Origin of the sequence: Yoonia ponticola (assembly GCF_014199395.1) — a bacterium.
Taxonomy (GTDB): domain Bacteria; phylum Pseudomonadota; class Alphaproteobacteria; order Rhodobacterales; family Rhodobacteraceae; genus Yoonia; species Yoonia ponticola.
The window spans coordinates 62,839-88,621 of the sequence record NZ_JACIJM010000005.1; the positions used below are offsets into that span (position 1 = coordinate 62,839).

Annotated in this window: 22 protein-coding genes; 14 read left to right on the forward strand and 8 right to left on the reverse strand. The window is 55.4% G+C overall.

From position 1 onward, the window contains the following. Nucleotides 1-13: 13 nt before the first annotated feature. From pstA to FHS72_RS09695, 3 genes are all read right to left on the reverse strand, one after another. Entirely contained in the window at nt 14-1,306 is a 1,293-nt protein-coding gene (gene pstA / locus FHS72_RS09685; protein WP_183528530.1) for a phosphate ABC transporter permease PstA, read from the reverse strand. 10 nt (nt 1,307-1,316) lie between these two features. Continuing rightward, nucleotides 1,317-2,693: a phosphate ABC transporter permease subunit PstC gene (pstC, locus tag FHS72_RS09690; RefSeq protein ID WP_183528532.1), complete on the reverse strand. Its 1,377-nt coding sequence runs from the start codon at nt 2,691-2,693 to the stop codon at nt 1,317-1,319. A 74-nt stretch (nt 2,694-2,767) separates the two neighbouring features. After that, nucleotides 2,768-3,811, reverse strand: coding sequence for a substrate-binding domain-containing protein (locus FHS72_RS09695; protein ID WP_183528534.1), 1,044 nt, complete (start codon nt 3,809-3,811; stop codon nt 2,768-2,770). A 201-nt stretch (nt 3,812-4,012) separates the two neighbouring features. On the opposite strand from FHS72_RS09695, the gene FHS72_RS09700 reads away from it, so the two are divergent. From FHS72_RS09700 to FHS72_RS09730, 7 genes are all read left to right on the forward strand, one after another. Further along, nucleotides 4,013-4,855 (forward strand): arsenate reductase/protein-tyrosine-phosphatase family protein, encoded by an 843-nt coding sequence (locus FHS72_RS09700; protein ID WP_183528536.1) that lies wholly within the window; start codon nt 4,013-4,015, stop codon nt 4,853-4,855. A 6-nt stretch (nt 4,856-4,861) separates the two neighbouring features. Further along, entirely contained in the window at nt 4,862-5,860 is a 999-nt protein-coding gene (locus tag FHS72_RS09705) for an ArsJ-associated glyceraldehyde-3-phosphate dehydrogenase (protein ID WP_183528538.1), read from the forward strand. Beyond that, nucleotides 5,857-7,122, forward strand: coding sequence for an organoarsenical effux MFS transporter ArsJ (gene arsJ / locus FHS72_RS09710; protein WP_183528540.1), 1,266 nt, complete (start codon nt 5,857-5,859; stop codon nt 7,120-7,122). The genes FHS72_RS09705 and arsJ overlap by 4 nt, the downstream gene beginning before the upstream one ends. Then, nucleotides 7,119-8,129, forward strand: a complete 1,011-nt coding sequence (gene arsB / locus FHS72_RS09715) for an ACR3 family arsenite efflux transporter (protein ID WP_183528541.1) — start codon at nt 7,119-7,121, stop codon at nt 8,127-8,129. Before arsJ ends, arsB begins: the two co-directional genes overlap by 4 nt. 76 nt (nt 8,130-8,205) lie before the next feature. Continuing rightward, nucleotides 8,206-9,414, forward strand: a complete 1,209-nt coding sequence (locus tag FHS72_RS09720; protein ID WP_183528542.1) for an NAD(P)/FAD-dependent oxidoreductase — start codon at nt 8,206-8,208, stop codon at nt 9,412-9,414. Nucleotides 9,415-9,487: 73 nt separating this feature from the next. Beyond that, nucleotides 9,488-10,321: an NAD-dependent epimerase/dehydratase family protein gene (locus FHS72_RS09725; protein WP_183529111.1), complete on the forward strand. Its 834-nt coding sequence runs from the start codon at nt 9,488-9,490 to the stop codon at nt 10,319-10,321. A gap of 58 nt (nt 10,322-10,379) precedes the next feature. Continuing rightward, nucleotides 10,380-11,708 carry a cytochrome-c peroxidase gene (locus tag FHS72_RS09730; RefSeq protein ID WP_183528543.1) on the forward strand — a complete coding sequence of 443 codons (1,329 nt, stop codon included), beginning with the start codon at nt 10,380-10,382 and terminating at the stop codon, nt 11,706-11,708. Here the strand turns inward: FHS72_RS09730 and FHS72_RS09735 are convergent. Beyond that, nucleotides 11,705-13,183, reverse strand: coding sequence for a CRTAC1 family protein (locus FHS72_RS09735; protein WP_183528544.1), 1,479 nt, complete (start codon nt 13,181-13,183; stop codon nt 11,705-11,707). The genes FHS72_RS09730 and FHS72_RS09735 overlap by 4 nt on opposite strands. Beyond that, nucleotides 13,180-14,460, reverse strand: a complete 1,281-nt coding sequence (locus FHS72_RS09740) for an ROK family protein (protein WP_183528545.1) — start codon at nt 14,458-14,460, stop codon at nt 13,180-13,182. The genes FHS72_RS09735 and FHS72_RS09740 overlap by 4 nt, the downstream gene beginning before the upstream one ends. Nucleotides 14,461-14,673: 213 nt before the next feature. On the opposite strand from FHS72_RS09740, the gene xylF reads away from it, so the two are divergent. The 5 genes from xylF to xylA all read left to right on the forward strand — a co-directional run bounded on the left by xylF (nt 14,674) and on the right by xylA (nt 20,589). Then, nucleotides 14,674-15,702, forward strand: coding sequence for a D-xylose ABC transporter substrate-binding protein (gene xylF / locus FHS72_RS09745; protein WP_183528546.1), 1,029 nt, complete (start codon nt 14,674-14,676; stop codon nt 15,700-15,702). 123 nt (nt 15,703-15,825) lie between these two features. Beyond that, the gene (locus FHS72_RS09750; protein ID WP_183528548.1) at nt 15,826-17,106 is read left to right on the forward strand and encodes a sugar ABC transporter permease; all 1,281 of its coding nucleotides are present in this window, start codon (nt 15,826-15,828) and stop codon (nt 17,104-17,106) included. Beyond that, nucleotides 17,106-17,852, forward strand: coding sequence for an ATP-binding cassette domain-containing protein (locus tag FHS72_RS09755; protein WP_183528550.1), 747 nt, complete (start codon nt 17,106-17,108; stop codon nt 17,850-17,852). The genes FHS72_RS09750 and FHS72_RS09755 overlap by 1 nt, the downstream gene beginning before the upstream one ends. Then, nucleotides 17,849-19,285 (forward strand): xylulokinase, encoded by a 1,437-nt coding sequence (gene xylB, locus FHS72_RS09760; protein WP_183528552.1) that lies wholly within the window; start codon nt 17,849-17,851, stop codon nt 19,283-19,285. Before FHS72_RS09755 ends, xylB begins: the two co-directional genes overlap by 4 nt. Nucleotides 19,286-19,287: 2 nt before the next feature. Further along, nucleotides 19,288-20,589, forward strand: a complete 1,302-nt coding sequence (gene xylA / locus FHS72_RS09765; RefSeq protein ID WP_183528554.1) for a xylose isomerase — start codon at nt 19,288-19,290, stop codon at nt 20,587-20,589. Nucleotides 20,590-20,597: 8 nt separating this feature from the next. Here xylA and FHS72_RS09770 read toward each other — a convergent pair whose 3' ends face one another. Further along, entirely contained in the window at nt 20,598-21,041 is a 444-nt protein-coding gene (locus FHS72_RS09770) for a hypothetical protein (protein ID WP_183528556.1), read from the reverse strand. Nucleotides 21,042-21,100: 59 nt separating this feature from the next. After that, nucleotides 21,101-21,859, reverse strand: coding sequence for an ABC transporter permease (locus FHS72_RS09775; protein WP_183528558.1), 759 nt, complete (start codon nt 21,857-21,859; stop codon nt 21,101-21,103). Between the two features lie 104 nt (nt 21,860-21,963). Between FHS72_RS09775 and FHS72_RS09780 the strand changes: the two genes are divergently transcribed. Then, nucleotides 21,964-24,039, forward strand: coding sequence for a 4Fe-4S binding protein (locus FHS72_RS09780; RefSeq protein WP_183528560.1), 2,076 nt, complete (start codon nt 21,964-21,966; stop codon nt 24,037-24,039). Continuing rightward, nucleotides 24,036-24,890, forward strand: coding sequence for an FAD:protein FMN transferase (locus FHS72_RS09785; protein WP_183528562.1), 855 nt, complete (start codon nt 24,036-24,038; stop codon nt 24,888-24,890). Before FHS72_RS09780 ends, FHS72_RS09785 begins: the two co-directional genes overlap by 4 nt. On the opposite strand, the gene FHS72_RS09790 is transcribed toward FHS72_RS09785, so the two are convergent. Then, entirely contained in the window at nt 24,887-25,780 is an 894-nt protein-coding gene (locus tag FHS72_RS09790) for a substrate-binding periplasmic protein (protein ID WP_425511116.1), read from the reverse strand. The genes FHS72_RS09785 and FHS72_RS09790 overlap by 4 nt on opposite strands. Nucleotides 25,781-25,783: the final 3 nt, after the last annotated feature.

A 25,783-nucleotide genomic window follows, 5' to 3' on the forward strand; every position in this document is an offset into this window, starting at 1 on the left:
TCTCCTTTCGAGTTTACCATTTGCGTTCAAACTTGCTGCGCAAGTAGATTGCGATTGCGTTCATCATGATGAGGAAGGTCAGCAGAACAAGGATCGCTGCAGATGTCCGGCTCACGAAGCCACGTTCAGGGCTATCTGCCCAGATGAAGATTTGTGTCGGTAGGGCCGTTGCACTGTCGAACGGCGAACCCGGTGCGGATGTGATGAAGGCGTTCATGCCGATCAACAGCAGTGGCGCCGTTTCACCTAATGCTTGGGCCAAACCAATGATCGTCCCTGTCAAAATCCCCGGCATCGCCAACGGCACCACATGGCCAAAGACCACTTGCTGCTTTGACGCGCCTACACCCAATGCAGCTTCGCGGATCGATGGTGGCACGGCTTTCAGTGCCGCGCGTGTCGCGATGATGATCGTCGGCATGGTCATCAGCGCCAGTGTCAAGCCGCCCACGAATGGAACAGAGCGTGGCAAGCCGAACAATCCGATAAAGACAGACAGAGCAAGCAAACCAAACACGACAGATGGTACAGCGGCGAGGTTATTGATGTTCACCTCAATGAAGTCGCTGATCTTGTTCTTGGGTGCGAATTCTTCGAGGTACACCGCCGCGCCTATGCCCAATGGAAAGGCGATCAGGAAACAAACCAAAAGCGCCCAGAATGATCCTAACAACGCGCCTTTTAGGCCAGCGAGTTCAGGAAAGCGGCTATCAGCGTTGGTGATTAAGCCTGTGTTCAGTTTCGATGTGATCGCGCCTGCGTCCAGCAATTGGTCGTAATTGGCGATTTGGAGATCATTCAAACGACGTAGTTCTTCCGGTGTCTCACGATCCAGCAGCTCTTTGTATAGCTGGTCGTAAGGGTCGGAGACTGGCATCCGCATGTTGATCGTTTGACCGATCAAAGACGGATCTTCGACGATACGGTCGCGCAGGTCAAACTGTGCGCCGTTCGAAAAGATGCCAGAGGCTTCACGCACTGCAGCGCGGTCGGTTGCGTCAACATTTGGCAGCTTTTCCAACAATGCCGCAGTCAAGACATCATCAAAGTCACCGCGCGGCAGTCGGTCTACGTTGATCTCTGCGGGGTCCACATAGATGTCCAACGTGATATTGGTCTGCATGAACGCCTTGTAGCCAGTGGCGATCTGGGACCACAGCAGGATGAACAGCATCAAGAACGCGATGCTGATCGCTGCGATACCAAACCCTTGGAGGATCCGTTGTTTGCGGTGGCGTTTTGCGAGCGATGCACGCACCTTGTCTGTTGTGGTTAAAAGCAAAGAGCCGGATGAAATATCGGTCATTAATCTAGCCTCAATCGTATGCTTCGCGGTACTTGCGGACGATCCGAAGCGCGAAAATGTTGATAATCAGGGTGACGATGAACAGCATCATCCCAAGCGCAAAGGCGGCCAGCGTTTTGGGGTTGTCGAAAGATGTGTCGCCAATCAAGAGCGTGACGATTTGCACGGTGACGGTTGTGACGCTTTCCAACGGGTTCAGCGTGAGGTTCGCCATAAGGCCAGCGGCCATAACAACGATCATCGTCTCCCCAATCGCGCGGCTGACGGCCAACAGGACGCCGCCAACGATGCCGGGGATCGCCGCCGGGAACAGGACGTTCATCACGGTCTCAGCGCGTGTGGCACCAAGTGCGAGCGCACCATCACGCAGCGCACGCGGCACAGCGGATAAGGCGTCGTCGGCAAAGGATGAAATGAACGGCACCAACATGATGCCCATCACGCCACCAGCCGCCAACGCGGTGTTTGGTGCGACCGGAATGCCCAGTTGTGCGCCAAGCGAGCGGATCGCAGGGGCAACAACAAGGATCGCGAAGAAGCCGTAAACAACTGTCGGAACACCAGCTAGCACTTCGAGAACCGGTTTGCAGACTGAGCGCACGGTTTTTGGCGCAAATTCGTTCAGGTAGATCGCGGACAACAGGCCGATTGGAATAGCGATCACGATCGCAACGATTGTGATGACGATTGTGCCAACGATCACGGGTATCCAGCCAAACGCACCGGTAGAGGCGATCTGATCAGCACGGATCGGGATTTGCGGCTCCCAGCTTGTGCCGAACAGGAATTCGGTCAGCGGAACGAGGCGCAGGAATTTGATGGTTTCAAAGGCGAGCGAGGCAACAATGCCGATGGTGGTGAAAATCGCGACAACCGAGCAAAAGATCATCAACCCAGACACGATTTTCTCAACACCCTGACGGGCGCGAAATTCGGCGGATACCTTGCCACGCGCAAAAAACATAATGCCAAGGCTGAGCAGGGCAGTGACCAGAACCAGACCCAATGATGCGGTCTGTAACATACCGCTAAAGCGCTCGGCGGCTGCGGTTTTCCAAGGCTCAGGATCACCAAAAACACGACCGCTCGAAATAGACTGGATTTCAGCAAGGATCAGATCAACTTGGCCGGCACCTAGACCGTCTAGCGTCCCATCGGGCAAGCTGGACATGATCAGCGTGTTCACCACGGCACCCTGCAAAGCCAGCCAAAACAGGATAACAACAAGAACGGGCACCAAAATCATCAGCAGGGCGAACAGGCCGTGATATCCAGAGACAGAGTGAAGTCGTTGGCCGCCGTCCCGAATGCCAGTCGCGGCGCGTCGGTTCAGGGCATATGCCACCATGCAGGCGGCCAATAAAATAGCGAAAGCCAAAGTCGTCATCGGGAATACTCGCTGAAAATGAGAGGTCCGGGGCAGATCAAATCCGCCCCGGGCTTTAAAAAGCTGCGATCAGCTTATTGTGGTGCTTCCATGGAAACACCGTCCAGCACTGCATCCTGAAGTTCGACGATGCGGTCTTCTGCCAATGGCACGAGGCCACGCTCGGACAAGTAACCACCTGTCATCAGCGCGTCGTCTGACATGTACTCTTCGATGAACTCGTTCAAGTTCGGGATTACGCCGCGGTGTGCGTTCTTGATGTAGAAGTACAGCGGACGTGACACAGGGTAGGATTTGTCAGCGATTGTATCGATTGTTGGCTCAACGCCTTCGATCTGCACGCCTTTCAGCTTGTCGAGGTTCTCATAAAGGAAAGAGTAACCAAAGATGCCCAATGCGTTGGAATCTGCTTCAAGACGCTGAACGATCAGGTTGTCGTTTTCGCCAGCTTCAACAAATGGTCCGTCTGTGCGCATACGTGAGCAGTTTTCGCCAACCCAGTCACCGTCAAAACCGCCTTCTTCAACGAATGCCAATTCTTCACAGCCAGCGTGCATTGCCAATTCAACAAATGCGTCGCGTGTGCCGGATGTTGGTGGAGGACCGTATGCAAGGATTTCTACGGCTGGCAGATCAGGGTTGATCTCGTTCCACATTGTGTACGGGTTATCAGCCCATTCACCGTCGACAGGAACTTGTGCGCCAAGTGCGAGGTAGATTTCGCCCAATGTCAGGTCCCAAGCAGCATCGTTCGCGCGGGAAATAGCCAATGACAGACCGTCAAAGCCGATCAGGGCTTCGGTGATTTCTGTCACGCCGTTGTCTTGGCAAAGCTGGAATTCGGATGCTTTCATTGCGCGGGATGCGCCAGTGATGTCTGCGTGTGCTTCGCCGATGCCGCCACAGAAAATCTGCATGCCGCCGCCGGTGCCAGTGGATTCAACGATAGGTGACGGAGCACCCGTGTTGTTCGCGAACTGCTCGGCAACTGCTTGAGTGTATGGGAAAACTGTTGATGAACCCACGATGCGGATTTCGTCACGGCTCTGCGCGACGGATGCTGTTGCGGAGATGGCAGCAACCGCGCATGCAGAGGCGGTCAGTTTCAGGTAATACATGTTTGCTCCTAAATTTGCATCGATCGCTGTCGCGACCGTGCTGTCCGATTAGGCGTGATTCATGAAAGTAATGTGAGAGTTGTGTAACGGTTTTGTAACAAACACGCTGTGGGGTGGGTGGCGTTGTCATTATTGTTTGATCCACGCGCTGGGCAGAGGTTCCGCTTGACGTGATCTATATAATTCCAATATTCACGAAATATGGAATCAATACTCACAGATCGTCTCGCAACTCTCAGCCACCCGCACCGCATGGCCGTGTTCCGCTTGCTCATGCGGCGTTGTCCGGACGAATTACCAGCAGGCGAAATCGTCAGCGTCTTGGGGTTAAAGCCAAGCTCGGCTTCGGTTTATTTATCCGCATTGACCCAAACGGGCCTGATATCGCAACGCCGCGAAGGCACAAAGTTACTCTACAAAATCAATCTGGCCGCCGCTGGCGAAGTCGTCACAGGCCTGTTCTTTGATTGCTGCGGCGGCAGGGCCGACTTGTGCGCCCCGCAACTGGCTGACCTGATCCAAACTGCCCCGCTGCCAACCGACAAAAAACTGAATGTCCTATTCATTTGCTCCGGTAACTCCGCCCGCTCGATCCTAGCCGAAGCAATCTTGCGGGACATCGGAAACGACCGTTTCAACGCCTATTCCGCAGGCACCGCGCATCGGTCCGACCTGAACCCGACTGCGATCGACGTGCTCTTGGCAAACGGGCTTGATACCACGCAGCTTCGATCAAAAAACGTGACAGAGTTTCAGGGCCCCGACGCCCCGCAGATGGATTTCGTCGTTACCGTGTGTGACCGCGCCGCGAACGAAGATTGCCCGACGTGGCAAGGCCAGCCCATCGCGAGCCATTGGGGCATGCCCGATCCCGCCAGCGCCGACGGAACGATCACGCAAAAACGTCTCGCGTTCCAGCAAACCTTTGATGCGTTGCGCAACAAAATTGCCGCGTTCACGTCGCTTTCGTTCGAAAGTCTGGACCGCAGCGCGTTGCAAAAACATGTCGATGAGATCAGCAAATTAACCTTACCAAAGGATTAAAATGTCATGACGACCTATGCATTGAACGGCCTTGGGCGGATGGGAAAGCTCGCGCTGCGTCCGCTTTTGGAAGGTGGCGCAAAGATCGCATTCATGAACGACGCGCTGGGCGACCCTGCGATGCACGCGCATTTACTCGAATTCGATTCAGTGCATGGCCGCTGGCCCGCCACGTTTTCGGCTGATGACGCCGCAATCACAATCGACGGCATGCGCATCCCCGTGACGAACGCCAGCAATCTGGAAGACCTGCCTTTAGATGGCGTCGATGTCATGATTGATTGCACCGGAGCCTTTAAAACCGAAGCCAAACTCGCCCCGTATTTCGCCGCAGGTGTCCGTAAAGTTATCGTATCCGCGCCAGTCAAAGACGGCCCAACCGCGAATATCGTCTACGGCGTGAATGACGACAGCTATGATCCGGCCACCCATCAGATCGTGACGGCGGCCAGTTGCACGACGAATTGCCTCGCGCCCGTGGTTAAGGTTTTGCAGGACAGCATCGGGATCAAACATGGGTCGATTACAACAATCCATGACGTCACCAACACGCAAACCATCGTGGACCGTCCGGCCAAAGATTTGCGGCGCGCGCGGTCTGCGTTAACCAACTTAATTCCCACGACAACGGGCTCCGCGACGGCGATCACCCTGATCTACCCTGAACTAAAGGGCAAACTAAACGGGCACGCTGTCCGTGTGCCACTGTTGAACGCATCAATTACCGATTGCGTGTTTGAAATGACGCGGGACACCACCGTGGAAGAGGTGAATGCGCTGTTTCAAGCCGCCGCCGAAGGTCCGATGAAGGGCATCTTGGGCTACGAAACCCGCCCGCTGGTGTCCAGCGATTACACCAACGACAAACGCAGCTGCATCATCGACGCGCCTTCCACGATGGTGGTGAACGGGACGCAGGTGAAAATCTACGCATGGTACGACAACGAATACGGCTACGCGCATCGCCTCGTCGATGTGGCACTGATGGTCGGCGGGTTGCTGTGACCCGCCCCGCTGGTTTCACCGCCTATATCACCGTCACGGCGGCCTATTGGGCGTTTATGTTAACCGACGGCGCATTGCGGATGCTGGTGCTTTTGCATTTCCACACGCTTGGCTTTTCGCCCGTGCAGTTGGCTTACCTCTTCGTGTTTTACGAAATCGCAGGCGTTATTACGAACCTGTCTGCAGGCTGGATCGCAGCACGATTTGGTCTGACATCGACACTTTATGCCGGGTTAACTTTACAAGTCGTGGCATTGCTTGCCTTGGCGCAGCTCGATCCTGCCTGGAGCATCACCGCGTCGGTCGTGTTTGTGATGCTCGTGCAAGGGGCGTCCGGCGTCGCGAAAGATCTCGCCAAGATGAGCTCTAAAAGCGCTGTTAAGATCCTCGCCCCAACCAATGACGGCGGATTATTCCGCTGGGTTGCAATCCTCACCGGATCGAAAAACGCGGTGAAAGGCGGCGGATTCCTGTTGGGTGCGGCATTGCTGGCGGCGTTTGGTTTCGTACCTTCCGTTCTAACCATGGCCGCAATCCTGTTCGTGATCCTTATCTGTGTCATGATCGGGATGCCTTCGGGCCTGCCAGCAGGGCGCAAAGACGCAAAGTTCGCTGACGTTCTGTCCAAAAACCGCAATATCAACTGGCTCAGCGCCGCACGTCTATTCTTGTTCGGCGCAAGAGATGTCTGGTTCGTCGTCGGCATTCCGATCTATTTCTACGCGGTTTTGTCAGACGGCAGCGTGGACAGCAAACGCGCCGCATTCTTTATGATCGGCACATTCATGGCGGTCTGGACGATCCTGTACGGTGTCGTGCAAGGCTGGGCACCGCGCATCCTACGCGCAGTATCACGGACGGAAACGCAAATATTAGACCAAGCCAAGCGCTGGGCTGGCGGATTGATCGCGGTCCCGATGCTGTTAGCCGCGTTGGTTTGGGTCACGCCCGTACCGTCCACTACGTTAACCATAATAATCGTAATGGGCTTGCTCATCTTCGGCGGCATCTTTGCGGTGAACTCTGCGCTGCATTCATTCTTAATCTTGAACTTCACCGATAAAAATCGGGTCACGATGGACGTCGGTTTTTACTATATGGCGAACGCGGCGGGCCGCCTGATTGGCACGCTGCTGTCCGGTCTGACCTATCAAATCGGCGGTCTAGCGATGTGTCTTGGCACTGCTGCCGTTATGATTACCCTCAGTTGGCTTTGCGTCGCGAAACTGAAATCAGCCCAAACCTTAAAGGCCACCGCGTGAATATATTCGAGAAATACCTGTCACTTTGGATCGCATTGGCAATGGTCGCGGGCATCCTTTTGGGCAATATCGCGCCCGTTTTGGTCACGGCCATTGCTGCGGCTGAAGTCGCGAGCGTTAACCTTGTCGTCGCAGTGCTGATCTGGGCGATGGTCTATCCGATGATGGTCGGCGTCGATCCTAGATCGCTTAAAAACGTGGCAAAACAACCGCGTGGATTGATGATCACACTGGTCGTCAATTGGCTGATAAAGCCGTTCTCCATGGCTGCATTAGCCGTGCTGTTTTTCCAATACATCTTCGCGCCTTGGATACAGCCCGAAGACGCGATGCAATATATTGCAGGCTTGATTTTGCTCGGCGCGGCGCCCTGCACGGCGATGGTATTTGTGTGGTCGCAACTGACGCGTGGCGACGAAACCTATACGCTGCTCCAAGTCTCGGTGAACGACTTGATCATGGTCATCGCCTTCGCGCCGATTGTTGCGTTCTTGCTGGGCGTGACGGATATCACCGTGCCGTGGTCGACCTTGGTTTTGTCAGTTTTGTTGTTCATCGCACTGCCGCTTGTCGCAGGTCTGATCACGCGAAAACGGCTTGGTTCAGAGGCGGCAATCGAAACATTCCAAGAGCGAGTAAAACCCTATTCCGTGGTTGGGCTGATCGTCACAGTTATGATCCTGTTCGGCCTACAAGGCCAAGTCATCGTGGCGAAACCGTTTATCATTGTGCTGATCGCCGTGCCGATTATCCTGCAAAGCTATGGTATCTTTGCCATCGCCTATGCCGCGGCGTTTGCGTTAAAAGTGCCGCACCGCATCGCGGCCCCTTGCGCATTGATCGGGACGTCGAACTTCTTTGAATTGGCCGTTGCGGTCGCAATCAGTTTGTTCGGGCTAAACTCCGGTGCCGCGCTCGCAACGGTCGTGGGTGTACTGGTCGAAGTCCCCGTGATGTTAACGCTCGTCGCGTTCGTCAACAGGACACGCGAAAAATTTGCGCCCTAGCGATAGCAAATGATTGGATTATGTCGCGGACTTCCTTCTAGACTGGTCATAACAGTGACGAAGGGATCGATGCGACATGACCCAAACGCCAAAGCACAGCAGTTACGATATCGTCATCGTCGGTGGCGCGATGATGGGATCATCAACGGCGTGGTTTCTAAGCACAATGGCGGGTTTTCAGGGGCGTGTTCTGGTCGTCGAAATGGACAGCAGCTACGCGAATTCGTCCACGGCCCATTCCAATAGTTGCATGCGGCAACAATTCTCGAACGAGATAAACGTGCGGATTTCGCAATTTGCGGCGGATTTTGTGAAAAACCTGCGGAGTTACATGGGCGGCGATCCGCGGGTGCCGGACCTGACAATTCAAAACTACGGATATCTGTATCTGTCGGACAATGATGCGCTGACCGCGACGTTGCGCGAAAACCAAAAGGTGCAGCTCGCGGCGGGTGCGGAAACTGAGTTGTTAGGGCGAAATGAAATTCTGGAGCGGTATCCATTTTATCAACTGGATGACATCCAACTGGGGTCTATCAATCGTAAAGACGAAGGATATTGGGACGGCGGCACCGTGTTCGATTGGTGGCGGCGCGGCGCACGTGACAACGGGGTGGAATATATCAGTAACAAGGTTGTTGCGATGGAAGTGCAGGGCGGGCGTGTGCAATCTGTGAAGCTGGAAAGCGGCGATGTTATTGCGTGCGGGCAGGTTGTAAATGCTTCGGGACCGCGTGCGGCGCTAACCGCAAAAATGGCGGGAATTTCACTTCCTGTTGAGCCACGTAAGCGATTTACATGGATATTTAATGCGCAGACACCATTAGATCGCGACTTGCCTTTGACGATTGATCCGTCGGGTATCCACATGCGGCAAGACGGGCCGACAACTTATTTGGCAGGCGCAGCACCCGACGCCGAGGATGATCTTGCCGTCGATCCCACCGATTTTGCCATGGACCATGCGCGCTGGGAAAACCACGTCTGGCCGATTATCGCGACCCGTATTCCGCAGTTTGAAGCGATCAAGGTTGTGACTGAATGGACCGGGCATTATGCCTATAATACGCTTGATCAAAACGCTGTCATCGGGGCGCATCCCGAGGTTACGAATTTTATGTTCCTTAACGGGTTTTCGGGACACGGCTTGCAACAATCGCCAGCAATGGGGCGCGCCATGGCAGAGCTGTTGACCTACGGGGAATATCGCACGCTGGACATGACGCCCTTTGCGTATGAGCGTGTCCTTGCAGGGGAAAAGTTCATCGAAAAAGCGGTGATCTAACGCCGTATTTAGTGAGACCCGTACCGTCTATGCGGGTGAAGAAATCGAAATATCAGAAAGGCCCACCATGAAACTGAAAAAACTCGTCCTGACAGGTGCCGCTGGTCGACTTGGGTCCTACCTACGCGAGCCGCTGTCGAAACTCTGCGATGAATTGGTGTCGACGGACATCAACGACGTGGGCAATCTCTACGAGGGCGAAACCTTCATCAAGGCCGACCTTGCCAATTTCGACGACATGATGGGCGTTATCGAAGGCGCAGAAATGGTCGTGCACATGGGCGCAATCGTCGACGAAGCCCCGTTCGAAGAATTGCTTGGTCCGAATTTCGTCGGCTCTTACAACGTCTGGGAGGCCGCGCATAAACATGGTGTGCGGCGCGTAATCTACGGCAGCTCGATCCACGCGGTCGGCATGTACCCCAAGAACGAATTTATCAACACAGAGGTCGCGCATCGGCCCGACACATTTTACGGCTTGGCCAAATGCTTTACCGAAGATTTGGGGCGCATGTATTGGGAAAAACGTGGGCTTGAAAGCGTCCATATGCGCATCCTATCCGCCGCCCAAGTCAATAATCCACGCGCCCTTGGATCATGGTTATCCTACGATGATTTGATCCAATTGGTCACGCGCTGCATCGACACCCCCGTCACTGGTTTTGCGGTCATCTACGGCGTGTCCAACAATGACCGCGCCCCAGTGGATAACGCCAAAGCCGCGTTCTTGGGGTATCGCCCAAAGGACAATGCGGAAGACTTCGCCGCCGACGTATTGGCCGAAGCTGACGTTCTCGATCCGCATGATCCCGGGCATATGTGTCACGGCGGGCCATTCGCGAGCGTCGAACTTGGCAATTCCGGCCTTGCTGGCATGAACGTGATCGACGACCGGAAAAAGTCTTAAGATATACGCCCTTTTGCCCGTAAGGTCGGGCAGGGGGCATTTGAATGAAACGCGCTGCATGTTGAAAACGTTGAAAATATCGGCCTGCTTTGTCGCTTGGGCGAGCTTGAGCAATGCCCAAGCCTTGCCGGATGCAATCACCGACGACGCCTATGCATCGGTCAATCTGGGCGAGGCGCGGTTGGGTCAATTACTGTTCTACGATCCGATCCTATCGGGCAATAAAACCGTTGCCTGCGCCACTTGCCACCACCCCGCATTTGGCACAGCGGATGGCGTGTCGTTGTCGATTGGCGACGGCGGCATCGGGCTGGGCCCCGACCGTATCGTTGATCCAGATAACATCCCCGAACAACGCATTCCGCGTAATGCCCCCGCGTTGTTCAACCTTGGCGCGCATGAATTCACCGTCATGTTTCACGATGGCAGGCTTGAGGCGGATGCGTCGCGGCCCGGTGGCATTCGGACGCCAATGGACGCCGACATGGTGACGGGGTTCGCATCGGTGCTGTCTGCGCAAACGATGTTTCCCGTGCTGAGCCGTGATGAAATGGCAGGATCACACCGCGAAAATGAAATCGGGCGTGCCGTGCGCCAAGGTCTGATTACAGGTGAAGGTGGGGCATGGGACTTGATTGCGCGGCGGGTCGCTGACATCCCTGAATATGCGGCGATGATGATGCAGGTTTATCCGCATGTCACGTTACCAAATGACATTGAATTCACGGACATTTCCGACGCGATCGCCGTGTTTATGGCGCATGAATGGCGGTCGGATACGTCGGAATTTGACGCGGTCCTGCGTGGTGAAGGGGTGCTAACAGGCCAAGCGAAAGACGGGATGAATTTGTTCTACGGCACTGCTGGATGTGCGGGTTGTCACAGTGGTCCCTTCCTGACGGATCATGGTTTTCACGCTATGGGAGCGCCGCAAATCGGACCCGGAAAGTCCGAAACGTTCGAGGATCATTACCGTGACGAGGGTCGTTTCCGCGTCACTGGAAACACCGCTGATCTCTACGCATTTCGCACGCCGTCTTTGCGCAACGTTGCTTTGACCGCACCTTACGGGCACGCGGGGGCGCACAAGGAATTACGTGCATTTATCGCAGCGCACACTGATCCGGCGGTTGGGCTAGCCAATTATGACCAAAACCAAGCGGTGTTGCCTGCATTTGATGTCGACGACTTCACCGTTATGAATGACGCGGCACAAGTTGCCGCGATTTCAAATGCAGTCACCACGAGGCCTGTTACGTTGCGCGAGGATGAAATTACGGCATTAATTGCTTTCCTCGACACATTAACAGACCCGCAGGCGTTAACAGGACGGCTCGGCATCCCCGACGAAGTCCCGAGCGGACTACCCGTACCAGCAGCAGACTAGCGCCTAATCACTACCGTTTGATTAACATCGTCGGTTTGGTGGCGAGTTTCAAACCCGTCAGGCCACGTAACAACCAGCGTCACGCCGTCACTATCGCCCAAACCAAAGTGCAGCGGCAACGCTTGACCGCCAGCATGACCGCCGCCCACAACCACTTGCTGCGATTGCGCACCCATATCGGTTTCAAAACTGACGACAGCCCCAATCGCATCAGGATTGCCGCCTGACTGTTCCAGTTTCACACGCAACCAATGGCCAGTATTGTTGGTGACATTGCGGTAAAGCTCTAGCGGCGCACGTCTGTTTGTGACGATCAAATCCAGCAACCCGTCTTGGTCAAAATCCGCGAGAGCCGCGCCGCGAGATCGGTCTGTCGTCGCAATCCCCGCTGAATTTGCCATCTCGACAAACGTGCCATCGTCCTTTTGTATCAACAGGTTATTAGGGTCGCGGGTTGCCATGCCTGGCATTTGATCAACATTCCCTTTGGCAATAAACAGATCAGCCAAACCGTCGTTATCCACATCGCCAAACTCGGCGTGCCACCCCGTCGACGGCCTACCGTCGTCGCCGATATGCGGGCGTTGGGCGTAGGTGCCAATCGCGTAGGGGGCGGCCTGATAGGTCCCGTCGGATTGCGCCAGTTGTAGCAATTGATCGCCCATCGACGTCAGCATTACCTCGTCGCGCTGGTCGCCATTCAGGTCACGCGACGCGATCCCCATCCCCCAAAGCGCGACATTCTGCCAGCCATCTTCAGCCCCTAAAAAACGCTGATCAGCGATATCCCACATCTGCTCATACCCGCCCTTCACATAATAATGGCGGTCGTTCGAAATCCGCAAAGTGGGTCTGCCGCGCGCATCTTTTGCAGCCAGCATCGACAGGGGGCAAAAGCCGGGCGTTAACGTTTCGGCCTCATAACCCTCTGGGATAGGCCGCAAAATCGCATTGCTATCACAGGCTTCAAACGGGCCTTCGGGATCAGTCTGGTCAACGTAATTCCCAATCGCCAAAGTAGGCCGATCCCCTTCCCACCAGGCCGTAAAGGCAGTTGTCCATTGATCCGTTTGCGGAATGCCAAAGGCGGCAGTGGCGTTGGTAAACGTGCAATCCGTCCCGCCTTTTAGCACGACATTTGGGCCGACACGCAGCACGAACAGGTCCATCAACCCGTCCGCATCCATATCGAGCGGATATGCTCCGGTCACACCTGTCAACTCAGGCACGGGCATGTCGGTGAATGCAAATTCACCATCATTGCGGATCAATTTAGCGGGGTTCGTGCCGCCTGCAACAAACACGTCGGGCAGGGTGTCCGCGTTGCAGTCAAACACAGCAACGCCGCCGCCGACAAAATGATCCCAGCCGCCGGCGTAGGTATGTTCTGGCAGCGCGTCAGAGCGGTTTTCAAACATCGGATCGGCTATCGCAGTGCTGCTTAAACCGATGAACGCTACCAAAAACCGGATCATGCGACGACAACTTCTTTTGCGAATAACGTGTCAGTCAGTGCCGATAACGCCAAGGCCGATGCGCCACGTGCCCAAATCAAATCACCCCACGCGTGGGTCTCGACTTTGCACGGTGTCCGGCCCGCTGATAAGGTTAACGCCTGCATTTCTGCGATCACCTCTTGGCCGTACAGATAGTCATATTGCATCCGTTCGCCTGACAAGATGATCAAAGGCGGGTCGAATAATTGAATGACGTTTGACAATCCCAACGACAAAAAACGCCCCGCGCGGTTAAAGATCGTCTGCGCCGCTTTGTTCCCAGATTTCGCCTGCGTGAACAGGTTTTCCAGCATATCTTGCGGGCTTTGATCCGTGTCCAAAGGCCGACCAAGCGCTGTCGCTGCTTCCCGCGCAAGCGCATAATCGGCCAGATACGCTTCAAGGCATCCGCGCTGCCCACACCGACACAACGCACCGTCCAGCTGCACCTTCGTGTGGCCCAACTCCAACCCCATACCTTGGGCACCGCGATACAGTTGATTGTTCACAACCATGCCCATGCCGACGCCGTGTTCAATCGTGACAACGGCAAAGTTTTCCATGCGTCGTCCCGCCCCAAACCATAGCTCGGCAAGAGTTAACATATTGGCATCATTGTCGATATAAACGGGCAGCCGAAACCGTTCGGTAAACGCAGGGCCCAAGGCCACATTGCGTAACTTCAAAAATGGCGACCATAAAATCACGCCCGTGTCGTGATCTGCAATGCCCGAAACACCGATGCCCGCCGCCCGCACATCGTCCAACGTCTTGTCCGATTGCTGCAAGAGCGTGTCCATCAACGTGCCGATATCGTCCAGCAATTCGGGTGTTTCGCGACGTGAAGAGCGGTGCGATATCGTGCAATCGGCGACCATGTTTCCTGCAAAATCCGCCAAAACTGCGGTGCTATGTTGGTCCGATAATTTGATCCCGATGACGTAGTTCGCCTCTGGGATGACCTCTAATGCGACGGGCGGGCGGCCTCGACCGCTTTCGCGGGGCGCACCGGCAACTTCGCGCAGGAACCCGTTTTCGATCAAATCGGCCGTCAAAGTCGTCGCAGAGCCGGGCGATATGTCGAGCGCACGGCAAACATCGGTGCGCGCGGCTTGCCCATTTGACCTTACAAATTCGAATATCCGTTGTTTGAGCGTCTTTTGACTGGCGGTCGTCGCATGAAGCTGTGGACCGCAACCATTCCCTTGCGAAGTGGTCACATCGAAGTAAGATTCAAGCGAGTCGTCAGTCAACATAAGTTTAGTCTCTGAATAAATGAGGCCGGATTTATGCGGCTGAACTATATATTGACCGCAAAATCACGATGCGCCTAGCAAAAAATTCTAGAAATCGTGCATTTTTATTTTGACAACTAAATTAAATAGCGCAAGCTTAAGGCATCGGGATTTCCCGATCCGAATCCTTTGTCGCAAATTCGGCAGGGGGCTTGCATTATCTGGGAGGAAAACATGCATAAACACGTTATCGCAGCCGCTATTGCTGTCGCCGGTTTCGGCTCGACTGCATTTGCGCAAGACATCACCGTCGGCGTCAGTTGGTCAAACTTTCAAGAAGAGCGCTGGAAAACAGATGAAGCGGCCATCAAAGGCGCTTTGGAAGCTGCCGGTGCGACTTATATCTCTGCCGACGCGCAATCATCTTCCGCCAAACAATTGTCTGACGTCGAAAGCCTGATAGCCCAAGGCGTTGATGCGTTGATCATTCTCGCACAAGACAGCTCTGCTATCGGGCCTGCAATTGATGCTGCCGACGCCGAAGGCATTCCTGTCGTGGGCTATGACCGTTTGATCGAAGACAGCCGCGCATTCTACCTGACATTCGACAACGTCGAAGTAGGCCGGATGCAGGCACGTGCCGTGATCGAAGCAGCGCCATCGGGCCGCTACGTCATGATCAAAGGCTCGCCAACCGATCCAAACGCAGACTTCTTGCGCGGCGGTCAACAGGAAATCCTGCAAGCGGCCATCGACGCGGGTGACATCACCATCGTTGACGAAGCCTACACCGACGGCTGGTTGCCAGCGAACGCACAGCGCAACATGGAACAGATCCTGACCGCAAACGACAACGGTGTTGATGCTGTTGTGGCGTCAAACGACGGCACCGCTGGTGGTGTTGTTGCCGCGCTGACCGCGCAAGGCATGGAAGGCATTCCCGTGTCCGGCCAAGACGGTGATCACGCAGCGCTGAACCGCGTCGCATTGGGCACGCAAACCGTGTCCGTCTGGAAAGATGCCCGCGTTCTAGGTGCAACAGCTGGGGCAATCGCGGCAGAACTCGCCAACGCAAACGGTGAAAAAGTCGCAATCGAAGGCGGCGTCGAATGGACGTCCCCTGCAGGCACCGAACTGAACGCGCTATTTTTGGCGCCGATCCCTGTGACCGCTGACAATCTGTCCGTCGTCGTCGACGCTGGCTGGATCACACAAGAGGCGCTGTGCCAAGGCGTCACTGACGGTCCGGCACCTTGTAACTAAGGGTTTTCTCCCGGTTGGGGTCCGCGATCTGTCGCGGGCCCCATAGCGACACAATCCACCCCACATCTTATTGAACTCTGTCGGCCCCACTTCGCGTGCGTGGGCTCAGAACAAGAGAGCGTTATGTCTGACCAAACCAAAATCCCGCCCAAGCGCAGTTTTGTGCAAACCCTCGAGATCGACATGCGCCTGCTTGGCATGATCGCTGCGTTTATCATTGTGGCAGTCGCCTTTAATATCCTGACCGGCGGGCGGTTCTTAACGCCGCGCAATATCTTTAACCTCACGATCCAAACAGCCAGCGTTGGCATCATGGCAACCGGTATGGTTTTCGTGATCGTGACCCGCCACATCGACCTGTCTGTCGGCGCAATCCTCGCGGCCTGTTCCGCGTTGATGGCAATGACCCAAGTCCGCTGGCTTCCTGAATTTCTCGAAATCGGCCATTGGGCGATTCCGTGGATTGCGATCATGGTTGGCGTCGCACTGGGCGCGCTGATCGGCGCATTTAACGGTTGGTTAATCGGCTACCAAGGCATTCCGGCCTTTATCGTGACGCTTGGCGGGTTCCTGATCTGGCGCAACGTTGGCTGGTATCAAACCGCAGGGCAGACCATCGGACCGCTTGATCAGACTTTCATGACATTCGGCGGCATCAACGGCACACTTGGCGGACCGTTAAGCTGGGCGCTGGGGCTGGCGGCAATTGCCTTTGTTCTCTTTGCGATCTTCAAGTCTCGCCATACCAAAGCAACGCATGGCTTCCCCGTCAAACCGATGTGGGCAGAGCTGACAATCGCGGGCATCGCCGTCGCCGCTATAGCAGGCTTCATCGGCGTTCTCACGAATTACGCTGTGCCTGAACGGGTCGTCGCCCGTGATCCATCACGCTACGGCTGCGACGTCGCAGAAGGCTGCAACGCGGTTTACGGCCTTCCAATTTCGGTGCTTTTGCTGATCGGGATCGCCGCCGTGATGACGGTCATCGCACGGCGCACCCGCTTTGGGCGCTACATCTTTGCGACGGGCGGCAACCCTGATGCGGCAGAACTCTCTGGCATCAACACCCGCATGTTAACGGTGAAAATATTTGCTCTGATGGGCGCACTTTGCGCCATTGCTGCCGTGGTCGCTTCTGCGCGCCTTGCTAACCATTCCAATGACTTAGGAACGCTGGATGAATTGCGTGTCATCGCCGCAGCCGTCATCGGCGGCACCGCGTTGTCCGGCGGGATCGGCACGATCTACGGCGCGATCCTTGGCGCGTTGATCATGCAATCGCTGCAGTCAGGCATGGCGATGGTCGGCGTTGACGCGCCGCTGCAAAACATCGTCGTCGGTGCGGTTCTCGTCTTCGCCGTCTTTATCGACATCCAATATCGCAAACGCGTAGGAGCAAAATAATGGCACCTCTCGTCGAAATGAAAAACGTCTCTATCGCTTTCGGCGGTGTGCAGGCGGTCGATAACGTCTCGATCTCGCTTAATCCTGGCGAAGTTGTGGGCCTGCTGGGTCACAACGGTGCTGGCAAGTCGACGCTGATCAAAATGCTCTCGGGCGCTTATAAAATGGACAGCGGCGAGATTTGGATCAACGGCAAAAAGGTGCAGATCAACTCACCCCGCGACGCACGTGATAATGCGATTGAGACGATTTATCAGACACTTGCGCTTGCCGATAACCTTGATGCGGCGTCGAACTTGTTCCTTGGTCGCGAATTAACTAACGCGATGGGCTTTGTTGACGATGACCGGATGGAGGCCGAAACCCGCAAGATCATGGCCCGCCTCAATCCCAACTTCAAAAAGCTGAAGGAACCTGTGTCGGCCTTGTCCGGCGGGCAACGCCAATCCGTCGCCATCGCGCGCGCGGTCTATTTCAACGCGAAAATCCTGATCATGGATGAACCGACAGCGGCGCTCGGCGTTCACGAAACCGCAATGGTGGCGGAATTGATCCAAGAGTTGAAAAAGCAGGGCCTCGGCATCTTCTTGATCAGCCACGACACCCGCGAAATGATGGAACTCTGCGACCGGGTCGCTGTGATGAAAAACGGTCAAATGGTCGGCGCTGAACGTGTCGAAGACGTGACCGAAGATGATATCCTGTCGATGATCATCCTCGGTAAAAACCCAAAGGCGGCCGCATGAAATTCATCGGCCTCGACCTCGGCACATCATCCCTCAAAGCCATCCTTGTTAACGACGATCAACAAATCCTAGGCGAACACGCAGTCCCGTTATCGGTCACACGCCCCGACCGCGGTTGGTCCGAACAAGACCCGCAAAGCTGGTGCGACGCGGCCATCACGGCCCTATCCGCATTGGCCGCTAACCACGATTGCAGCGACGTCGGGGGCATCGGCCTTGCAGGGCACATGCACGGTGCGACGCTCGTCGGCCACGACGACAAAGTCCTGCGCCCCTGCATGTTATGGAACGACACTCGCAGCCATGCGCAAGCAGCCACCATGGACGGATCACCAAAATTCCGCGACATCACAGGCAACATCGTCTTCCCCGGTTTCACGGCCCCCAAAGTCGATTGGGTCCGCGAAAACGAACCCGAAATCTTTGCGAAAATCGCGAAAATCCTGTTGCCCAAAGACTACCTGCGCCTGTTCCTGACAGGTGAACACGTCTCGGAAATGTCCGACGCGGCAGGCACATCATGGCTCGACACAGGTAAACGCGACTGGTCCGACGACTTGCTCGCGGCTTGCCATTTGACCCGCGATCAAATGCCCCGCCTCGTCGAAGGATCAGCCGAATCCGGCAGGCTTCGTGCTGACATCGCGGCACAAACGGGCTTACCCCAAGCTATCGTCGCAGGTGGCGCGGGTGACAACGCAGCGGCAGCCATCGGTGCAGGCGTCGTAAAAGACGGCACCGCGTTTGTGTCGCTCGGCACCTCCGGCGTGCTGTTCGCAGCCAACAACGGCTACCGTCCGGACCCCGCAACCGCCGTACACACATTCTGCCACGCGGTCCCCGACACATGGCACCAGATGGGCGTGATCCTTGCCGCCACCGATGCGCTCGAATGGTTGTCGCGCCTCACAGGCCAATCCGCAGCGCAACTCACTGGCGACCTCGGGCAACTCCAAGCACCGTCAAAAACGCTGTTTTTGCCCTATCTTGGCGGCGAACGCACCCCGCACAATGACGCGAACATGCGTGGGCAATTCCTACATCTGGACCACGCGACCGACGCAAAAGCAGCGGCGCGCGCGGTGCTTGAAGGCGTCACATATGCCTTCGCGGACTGCCAAACGGCACTCGCCGCGACCGGAACGACAATCAAAGCAGCGCTCGCAATGGGCGGCGGAACAAAGTCGCAATACTGGCTCGACTTGATCGCCACGACGCTGAACATCCAGCTGCATCTTCCCGAAGCCGGTGATTTTGGCGCTGCATTAGGCGCTGCACGGCTCGGGATGATGGCCGCAACCGACGCGGGTCCAGACATCGCCACGATGCCGCCAATCGCCACCACTATTGATCCGAACACCGCGTTGCATGCTGCCTTTTCCGAAGGCCATGCACGCTACCGCACCGCATATACCGCACTTAAGGACCTGTAATCATGACTGACTTCTTCAACGGCATCTCTAAAATCAAATACGAAGGGCCGCAGTCTGACAATGACTTTGCTTTCCGGCACTACAACCCTGACGAGGTCGTTATGGGCAAACGCATGGAAGAGCACCTGCGTTTCGGCGCGGCCTATTGGCACTCTTTTGCATGGCCTGGTGCTGACCCATTCGGCAGCGAAACCTTTGAGCGACCTTGGTTCGGTGACACGCTCGACCTCGCGAAACTCAAGGCCGACGTCGCATTCGAAATGTTCGACATCCTCGGCGTGCCCTACTACTGCTTTCACGACGCGGACGTTCGTCCCGAAGGTGCGGACTTCGCAGAAAACACACGCAACCTCGAAGCCATCGTCGACTATTTCGCCGAAAAGCAAGAAACCACCGGAACGAAATTGCTTTGGGGCACGGCCAACCTGTTCTCGCATCGGCGTTTCATGAGCGGTGCCGCGACCAACCCTGATCCAGATGTCTTTGCGTTTTCTGCGGCGACGATCAAAACCTGCATGGATGCGACGATCAAACTGGGCGGTGAAAACTACGTTCTTTGGGGCGGACGCGAAGGCTATGAAACACTGCTCAACACCGACATGGGTCGCGAACGGCAGCAGGCCGGGCGGATGCTGCAAATGGTCGTCGATTACAAATATAAGATGGGATACAAAGGCGCGATCTTGATCGAGCCAAAGCCGCAAGAGCCGACAAAGCACCAATACGACTTTGACGTCGCAACGGTTTACGGTTTCCTTAAGGATTTCGGCCTCGAAGGTGAAGTACAAGTCAATATCGAACAGGGTCACGCCATTCTCGCGGGACATTCGTTTGAACACGAATTGGCACTTGCCCGCGAGTTGGGAATTTTCGGGTCCATCGATATGAACCGGAACGACTACCAATCGGGCTGGGATACCGACCAGTTTCCAAACAACGTGCCTGAAATGACCTTGGCTTATTACGAAGTCCTGCGCGCTGGCGGCTTCAAAACGGGCGGCACCAACTTTGATTCTAAACTTCGCCGCCAATCCATTGATCCAGAGGATTTGATCCTCGCCCATGTTGGTGGCATGGACGCTTGCGCGGCAGGCTTCAAAGCTGCCGCAGCGATGCTGGCCGACGGCAAACTCGAAGCAGCGCGTGACGCGAGATACGCTGGCTGGGAAACCGACGCGGGTAAATCACTGCTGGACAGCGACTTGAATGCGATCACGGCTCGGGTGCTGAACGAAGGCATCAATCCGACACCAAAATCAGGACGCCAAGAACGTCTCGAAAACCTAGTAAATCGTTACACATAACTCCAGCATCATAGGGTTGTCTTTTGGAAATGTGCCGGTGGCTGGCCATATTCGACTGACGACCCTTTTCCATCCAGAACTGACCATCGCGCTGCAATCAAATGGAACGTGCGCGTCTCGAACCCATTGCCGTCTGCCGTAAACTGCGGTCGCCATGCACCTTCGATCCGCATAGGTAGTCTGCTTTTTCTGACATCTGCGACGTGTTCTTGGGCGTCCAACAGCGCTGTTAATCGCGCGATAATCGGCGCGGTTTTATCACTGCGACGGCCAGCAAAAGTCACCGCAATTTCCAAATCGCCTTTCACCAGCCCCGTCACGATCAGATCGTCGCGGTTATTTTTGCGCATGACGGGGATCAAATCGACATCAATATGACAGACGGTATTCTGGAATAGACCCGCATCTTCAATCTGCGGGCTGACCGTCATCGGTGTTTGGCGATTTTCCATATATCTGATCCGAGCAGTGGCTGTTTGGACCACCATAACACTCCGAGATTAAGGAAAAGTTATCGCCACCGCGTGACTCGTCGTTCCCATGCCTGAATAACGGTCCATTCGAGGATTAAGATAAAAATAACAAAGCTTAACGCGTAGGCCATCACGTAACCAATTTCGAACAACTGAAAATAGAGGTGGATTTGAAAGCCAACGCCGTTGCTACGCCCTAAAAATTCGACGACCAAAACGATCTTCCAAATGATCGCCAAACCGTTGCGTGTCGTGGATGCGATGAACGGCCATAACTGTGGCAGCGTGACGTGTCGTAGGCGGTCGAATCGGCTCATTTGAAATGACCGCGCCATGTCATTTAATTTTGGGTCAAGTGCCCGTGTTCCTTCGCGAATTGTCGTTGCTACCATCGCCGTTTTATTCAGCGCAACAGCCGTAATCGCGGCCACTTCGTTCAAGCCAATCCACAGGTAGCACAGCACGATGACGACCAGTGCGGGGATGTTCAAAAACACAACCAACCACGCGCTAAACCACAGGTCCAACGTCCGGTTCAGACCCATCGCAATCCCGATGATCAGCCCTAGCGTCATGGCCAATCCGAATGCCGCTGCGACCCGCCAAATCGTGGCTAACAGATGCTCTGCCAACGCCCCTGATGCGGCCTCTTTTTGCATAATTTGCCAAACCGCCGCTGGCGTAGGCAATACCGTCGGGTCCGCCTTGATCAACGCCAAAATCCACCAAAATACGACCAATCCAACGATGGAAAGCACCATAATTCCGTTGGTCATTTTTGGGTTTTCTGGCGTCATAAAAACACCTTGTCACGAAACGCACATCGACCCCAAATCCAAAATGCCCACCCTTGACCTAAGTCGCATAGGCCGGATTGTCCTTGCCGCATAGGATCACGCCAATGCGGTTTTTCATGATCATATTTGCGGTACTTTGGGCCGCGACAACCACGGCAGAGCCCTTGGGCCGCGACGTTTTGGAACCCTATATCGCGCCGCCGATGGAGTTGGGCGAGCAACTAAATGACGAGGGTGTGTGGCAATTGCTCAATTCCGGCGGCGCAGAGGCAGGATATGTGTTCGAAACCGAACCTATGGCGCCGTTGCCCGGGTTTTCTGGCGCGTCGATCAACATGCTTGTGGTACTCGATCTTGATGGCCGTTTTTTGGACGTCAAACTCATTTCCCACAACGAACCGATCTTCGTATCCGGCCTCGGTGAAGCCGCGTTTCACAAGTTTTTCGAGCAGTATCGCGGCCATTCGATTTCCGACTCCCTCGTGGTCGGCTCGCCTTATGGGGCGGGCAGCGAAGGCTCCGCGCTGGTCTATTTGGACGGCGTGACAAAGGCGACGGCGTCGGTGCGCATCGCCCACGAAAGCATCCTTGCCGCCGCGCTCAAGGTCGCGCGTGAAAAGATGGGCGGCATATCCAGCGGCCCGCCTGCCTACCCAAACCCTGATTATTCCGAGGCCCTGACATGGGACGATTTGATCGCACAGGGCATCGTGACCAGAACCACATTTACTAATGCCGAAGTGGCCGACGATTTCAAAGGCACAATATGGGAATTTGATGATCCAGTAGGAAATGCCAATCCAGATGGTGTCTATCTTGATCTGTGGGCTGTTGATCTTGGCCCGCAGTCCATCGCACGCGCCGTGCTTTCGCCGAGTAGTTTCGACGAGCTTCAGGGCTTCATGGCGATCTCGACCACCGACGAGCCGATCCTGCTGATCGAGACAGGACGCCATGGACTTGTCACCGATGATTTCGTCCGAAATACCTCCCCCGATCTGATCAGCGCGGTCCAAGGTGGTTTCCCGATTGCGTTCCGCGACGCCGACATTTTCATCCAGCTTCATCCTGACCTGCCCGACGAACTCCACGACGGAGCAGCCTTGATCCTGCGGACAGATAGGCGACTTGGCTTCGATCCAACCGCTGAATGGACATTAAATATCAAGGCGTTACGCGCCCATGGCGTATTCCAACCAGAAATGGGGTCAGTCACTCTGGCCACCACGCTTTCCACCGACGACCGCTTTTTCTCACGTCCCGTCGTCATCAAAACACGCCCGCCATGGCTCGACGCACTTTATAACCGCTCCACCGATCTCATCATTCTCAGCGTGTTCCTCGTCGGCCTTGTGGCGCTTTTAGGAACGAACCTAAACCGCCTCGCGGGCCATCGCTATTTCACACCTATCCGCCTGACAATACTCGCTTTTATGACGGGTTTCATCGGGTGGTGGGGCCAAGGTCAACTGTCCATCGCCACGCCAATCGCACTGATCCGGACAGCGTTCGAAGGCGGCAGCCTCAGCTTTCTACTCTACGACCCGTTTTCACTATTCATCTGGGCGGTCAGCATCGTCGGTTTCGTCCTGTGGGGCAGGGGGCTTTTCTGCGGCTGGCTGTGCCCGTTCGGCGCGTTGCAAGAATTCGCACATCACATCGGCCGCGTCCTACGCATCGCGCAAATCGAACCATCCGCCGTATGGGATGACCGCCTGAAATGGGTCAAATACATCGTCCTCGCAGGCATGGTCGCATTGATTTTCACAGCCCCCGCACGCCTCGACAAAGCGATCGAAATCGAACCATTCAAGACCGCAATCACCACGTTCTTCATCCGCGAATGGTACTACGTGGCATACGCGGCTGGGCTTTTATTGCTTTCGATGGTCCTGTTCAAAGGCTTCTGCCGCTACGTTTGCCCGCTCGGCGCAGTCATGGCAATCGGCGGGCTCGTCCGGGGGCGCAACTGGATTGAACGCCGCGCAGAATGCGGATCACCTTGCCAATTATGTAAAGTAAAATGCAACTACGGCGCGATTAAAAAGACTGGCGAAATCCAGTATTCTGAATGCTTCGGATGCCTTGATTGCGTCACGATCCATGACAGCCCAACCCAATGCGTGCCTCTGATCCTCGCCGCGAAAGGGCGCAAACTGCAAGGAATAGCCGCCGAATGACACTGTCTCGCCGCCGTTTTTTAACCATTAGTGCCGCCATGGCCGCAACGCCTGCTTGGGCCGGACAAGAAACATGGCATGGTCGCGCTTTCGGTGCAGATGTCAGCTTAACAATCCGTGGCCCCCGCGAACCTGCACAAGCCGCCATTCATACCGCGCGGCAAATGCTAGGCGAGGTCGAGCATCTGTTCAGCCTTTTCGATGAAACATCAACGCTGTCAAACCTCAATGAAAATGGACACTTACTGCGCCCAGATCCGCGCTTTGTCACATTGATGCAAGCCGCCGATCAAGGATTTAAACAAACCAAAGGGTTGTTCGACCCATCCATCCAGCCATTGTGGAAAGCACTGGCAAGCAACGCGCCCACTGACGTCGCGAAAGCCGCTATCGGCTGGGATCGCGTCCGTTTCGACAGCACTCAGGTCACGCTCGACACGAACCAAGCGTTAACCTTCAATGGCATCGCCCAAGGCTATGCGACCGACCTTATCACCGAACATCTAACCAGCCTTGGAATGACCAACACATTGGTCAATATCGGAGAGTTTCGGGCAATTGGCGGACCATTCACGCTTGGGCTATCAGACCCAACCCAAGGCCACCTTGGCAACCGTAGCTTGCAAAACAACGCCATCGCGACGTCTAGTCCCGCAGGTCACATCATGCACCCAACTCAGGTCGCGCAATGGTCCACCGTGTCCGTCGAAGCAACCACAGCGACCACCGCAGACTACTTGTCGACGGCACTATGCCTCGCGCCATTTGATCAAATAACAGAGATCAGCAAACTGCCCGAAGTCAGCCGCATCACGCTGGTCGATTTCGATGGGAACCTGACAACGATTTAGCGTTCAGGTGCTTGGTGTGTCAGCCCGTAGCTTTCGTAAATCGCAGCAATCCGACCGTCTTGCAGCGCATAGTTAATCGCATCATCAACGGCATAGGACAGCGGGCGATAACGAAAATTCACCGCAACACCCAATGTCCATTCGCTAACCGCAAAACCGGCAAGAGGCGGCTGATGGACGGCAGAACTGTCGGACAACCCAAATTCCAGCTGGTTCAACGGTCCCATCGCGGCCATCACGTCGCCAGCATTCAGCGCAGCCATGCCGTCGGCCATCGTCGGAAATCGTCGCACATTGCTAGCCATTTGACCGCCACCAAACGAGGCAAGGTAGAAATCCGCAATTGAATCGTTCTCAACCGCAACGCTATCAAACCGGAAATACGCGGGAACAGGTTTTTCCTCGGGATAACTGTTTTTATCATAGGCGATGGCGATGGACTCGCCTGCATATTGTCCTGTAAAAACAACCTGTTCTACCCGACATTTAAACGCACTGTTGTAGGGCACGCGCATCATGACGTTGGCAATCCGCCCGCCAATAATCGCGCCTTTCCAGATGTTCGTCAGCAGATCAGCCTCTAGATTTTCGCCCGCATCCACAAAGTTGAACCGCGCTTCGACGCCAATATCTTCGGCAATGATCCGCGCGATATCGATATCAACGCCGACAGGTTTTCCACCCTGTTCCCATGAATAGGGCGGAAAATCTTCGTAGACCGCGAACAACATATGACCCTGCTCTTGGATCGCATCCATGTCCTGCCCCACGTCATCACGACCCACATTCTGTGGTCGCGCTTGGGGAACATAATCGGCACAGGGGTCTTGGGCAGCTGCTTGTCCAGCGACAAACAACCCCAGCACAAACAGACTAGAACGCAGGATCAAAGG

What these genes read in the sequence shown, in the direction of transcription:
- xylA (WP_183528554.1), top strand. Translation starts at nt 19,288, where the DNA reads ATGACTGACTTCTTCAACGGCATCTCTAAAATCAAATACGAAGGGCCG.
- FHS72_RS09705 (WP_183528538.1), top strand. Translation starts at nt 4,862, where the DNA reads ATGACGACCTATGCATTGAACGGCCTTGGGCGGATGGGAAAGCTCGCG.
- pstC (WP_183528532.1), bottom strand. Translation starts at nt 2,693, where the DNA reads ATGACGACTTTGGCTTTCGCTATTTTATTGGCCGCCTGCATGGTGGCA.
- FHS72_RS09695 (WP_183528534.1), bottom strand. Translation starts at nt 3,811, where the DNA reads ATGTATTACCTGAAACTGACCGCCTCTGCATGCGCGGTTGCTGCCATC.
- FHS72_RS09730 (WP_183528543.1), top strand. Translation starts at nt 10,380, where the DNA reads ATGTTGAAAACGTTGAAAATATCGGCCTGCTTTGTCGCTTGGGCGAGC.
- FHS72_RS09785 (WP_183528562.1), top strand. Translation starts at nt 24,036, where the DNA reads ATGACACTGTCTCGCCGCCGTTTTTTAACCATTAGTGCCGCCATGGCC.
- FHS72_RS09755 (WP_183528550.1), top strand. Translation starts at nt 17,106, where the DNA reads ATGGCACCTCTCGTCGAAATGAAAAACGTCTCTATCGCTTTCGGCGGT.
- FHS72_RS09735 (WP_183528544.1), bottom strand. Translation starts at nt 13,183, where the DNA reads ATGATCCGGTTTTTGGTAGCGTTCATCGGTTTAAGCAGCACTGCGATA.
- FHS72_RS09700 (WP_183528536.1), top strand. Translation starts at nt 4,013, where the DNA reads ATGGAATCAATACTCACAGATCGTCTCGCAACTCTCAGCCACCCGCAC.
- FHS72_RS09720 (WP_183528542.1), top strand. Translation starts at nt 8,206, where the DNA reads ATGACCCAAACGCCAAAGCACAGCAGTTACGATATCGTCATCGTCGGT.
- pstA (WP_183528530.1), bottom strand. Translation starts at nt 1,306, where the DNA reads ATGACCGATATTTCATCCGGCTCTTTGCTTTTAACCACAACAGACAAG.
- FHS72_RS09775 (WP_183528558.1), bottom strand. Translation starts at nt 21,859, where the DNA reads ATGACGCCAGAAAACCCAAAAATGACCAACGGAATTATGGTGCTTTCC.
- FHS72_RS09750 (WP_183528548.1), top strand. Translation starts at nt 15,826, where the DNA reads ATGTCTGACCAAACCAAAATCCCGCCCAAGCGCAGTTTTGTGCAAACC.
- xylB (WP_183528552.1), top strand. Translation starts at nt 17,849, where the DNA reads ATGAAATTCATCGGCCTCGACCTCGGCACATCATCCCTCAAAGCCATC.
- FHS72_RS09740 (WP_183528545.1), bottom strand. Translation starts at nt 14,460, where the DNA reads ATGTTGACTGACGACTCGCTTGAATCTTACTTCGATGTGACCACTTCG.
- FHS72_RS09770 (WP_183528556.1), bottom strand. Translation starts at nt 21,041, where the DNA reads ATGGAAAATCGCCAAACACCGATGACGGTCAGCCCGCAGATTGAAGAT.
- xylF (WP_183528546.1), top strand. Translation starts at nt 14,674, where the DNA reads ATGCATAAACACGTTATCGCAGCCGCTATTGCTGTCGCCGGTTTCGGC.
- FHS72_RS09780 (WP_183528560.1), top strand. Translation starts at nt 21,964, where the DNA reads ATGCGGTTTTTCATGATCATATTTGCGGTACTTTGGGCCGCGACAACC.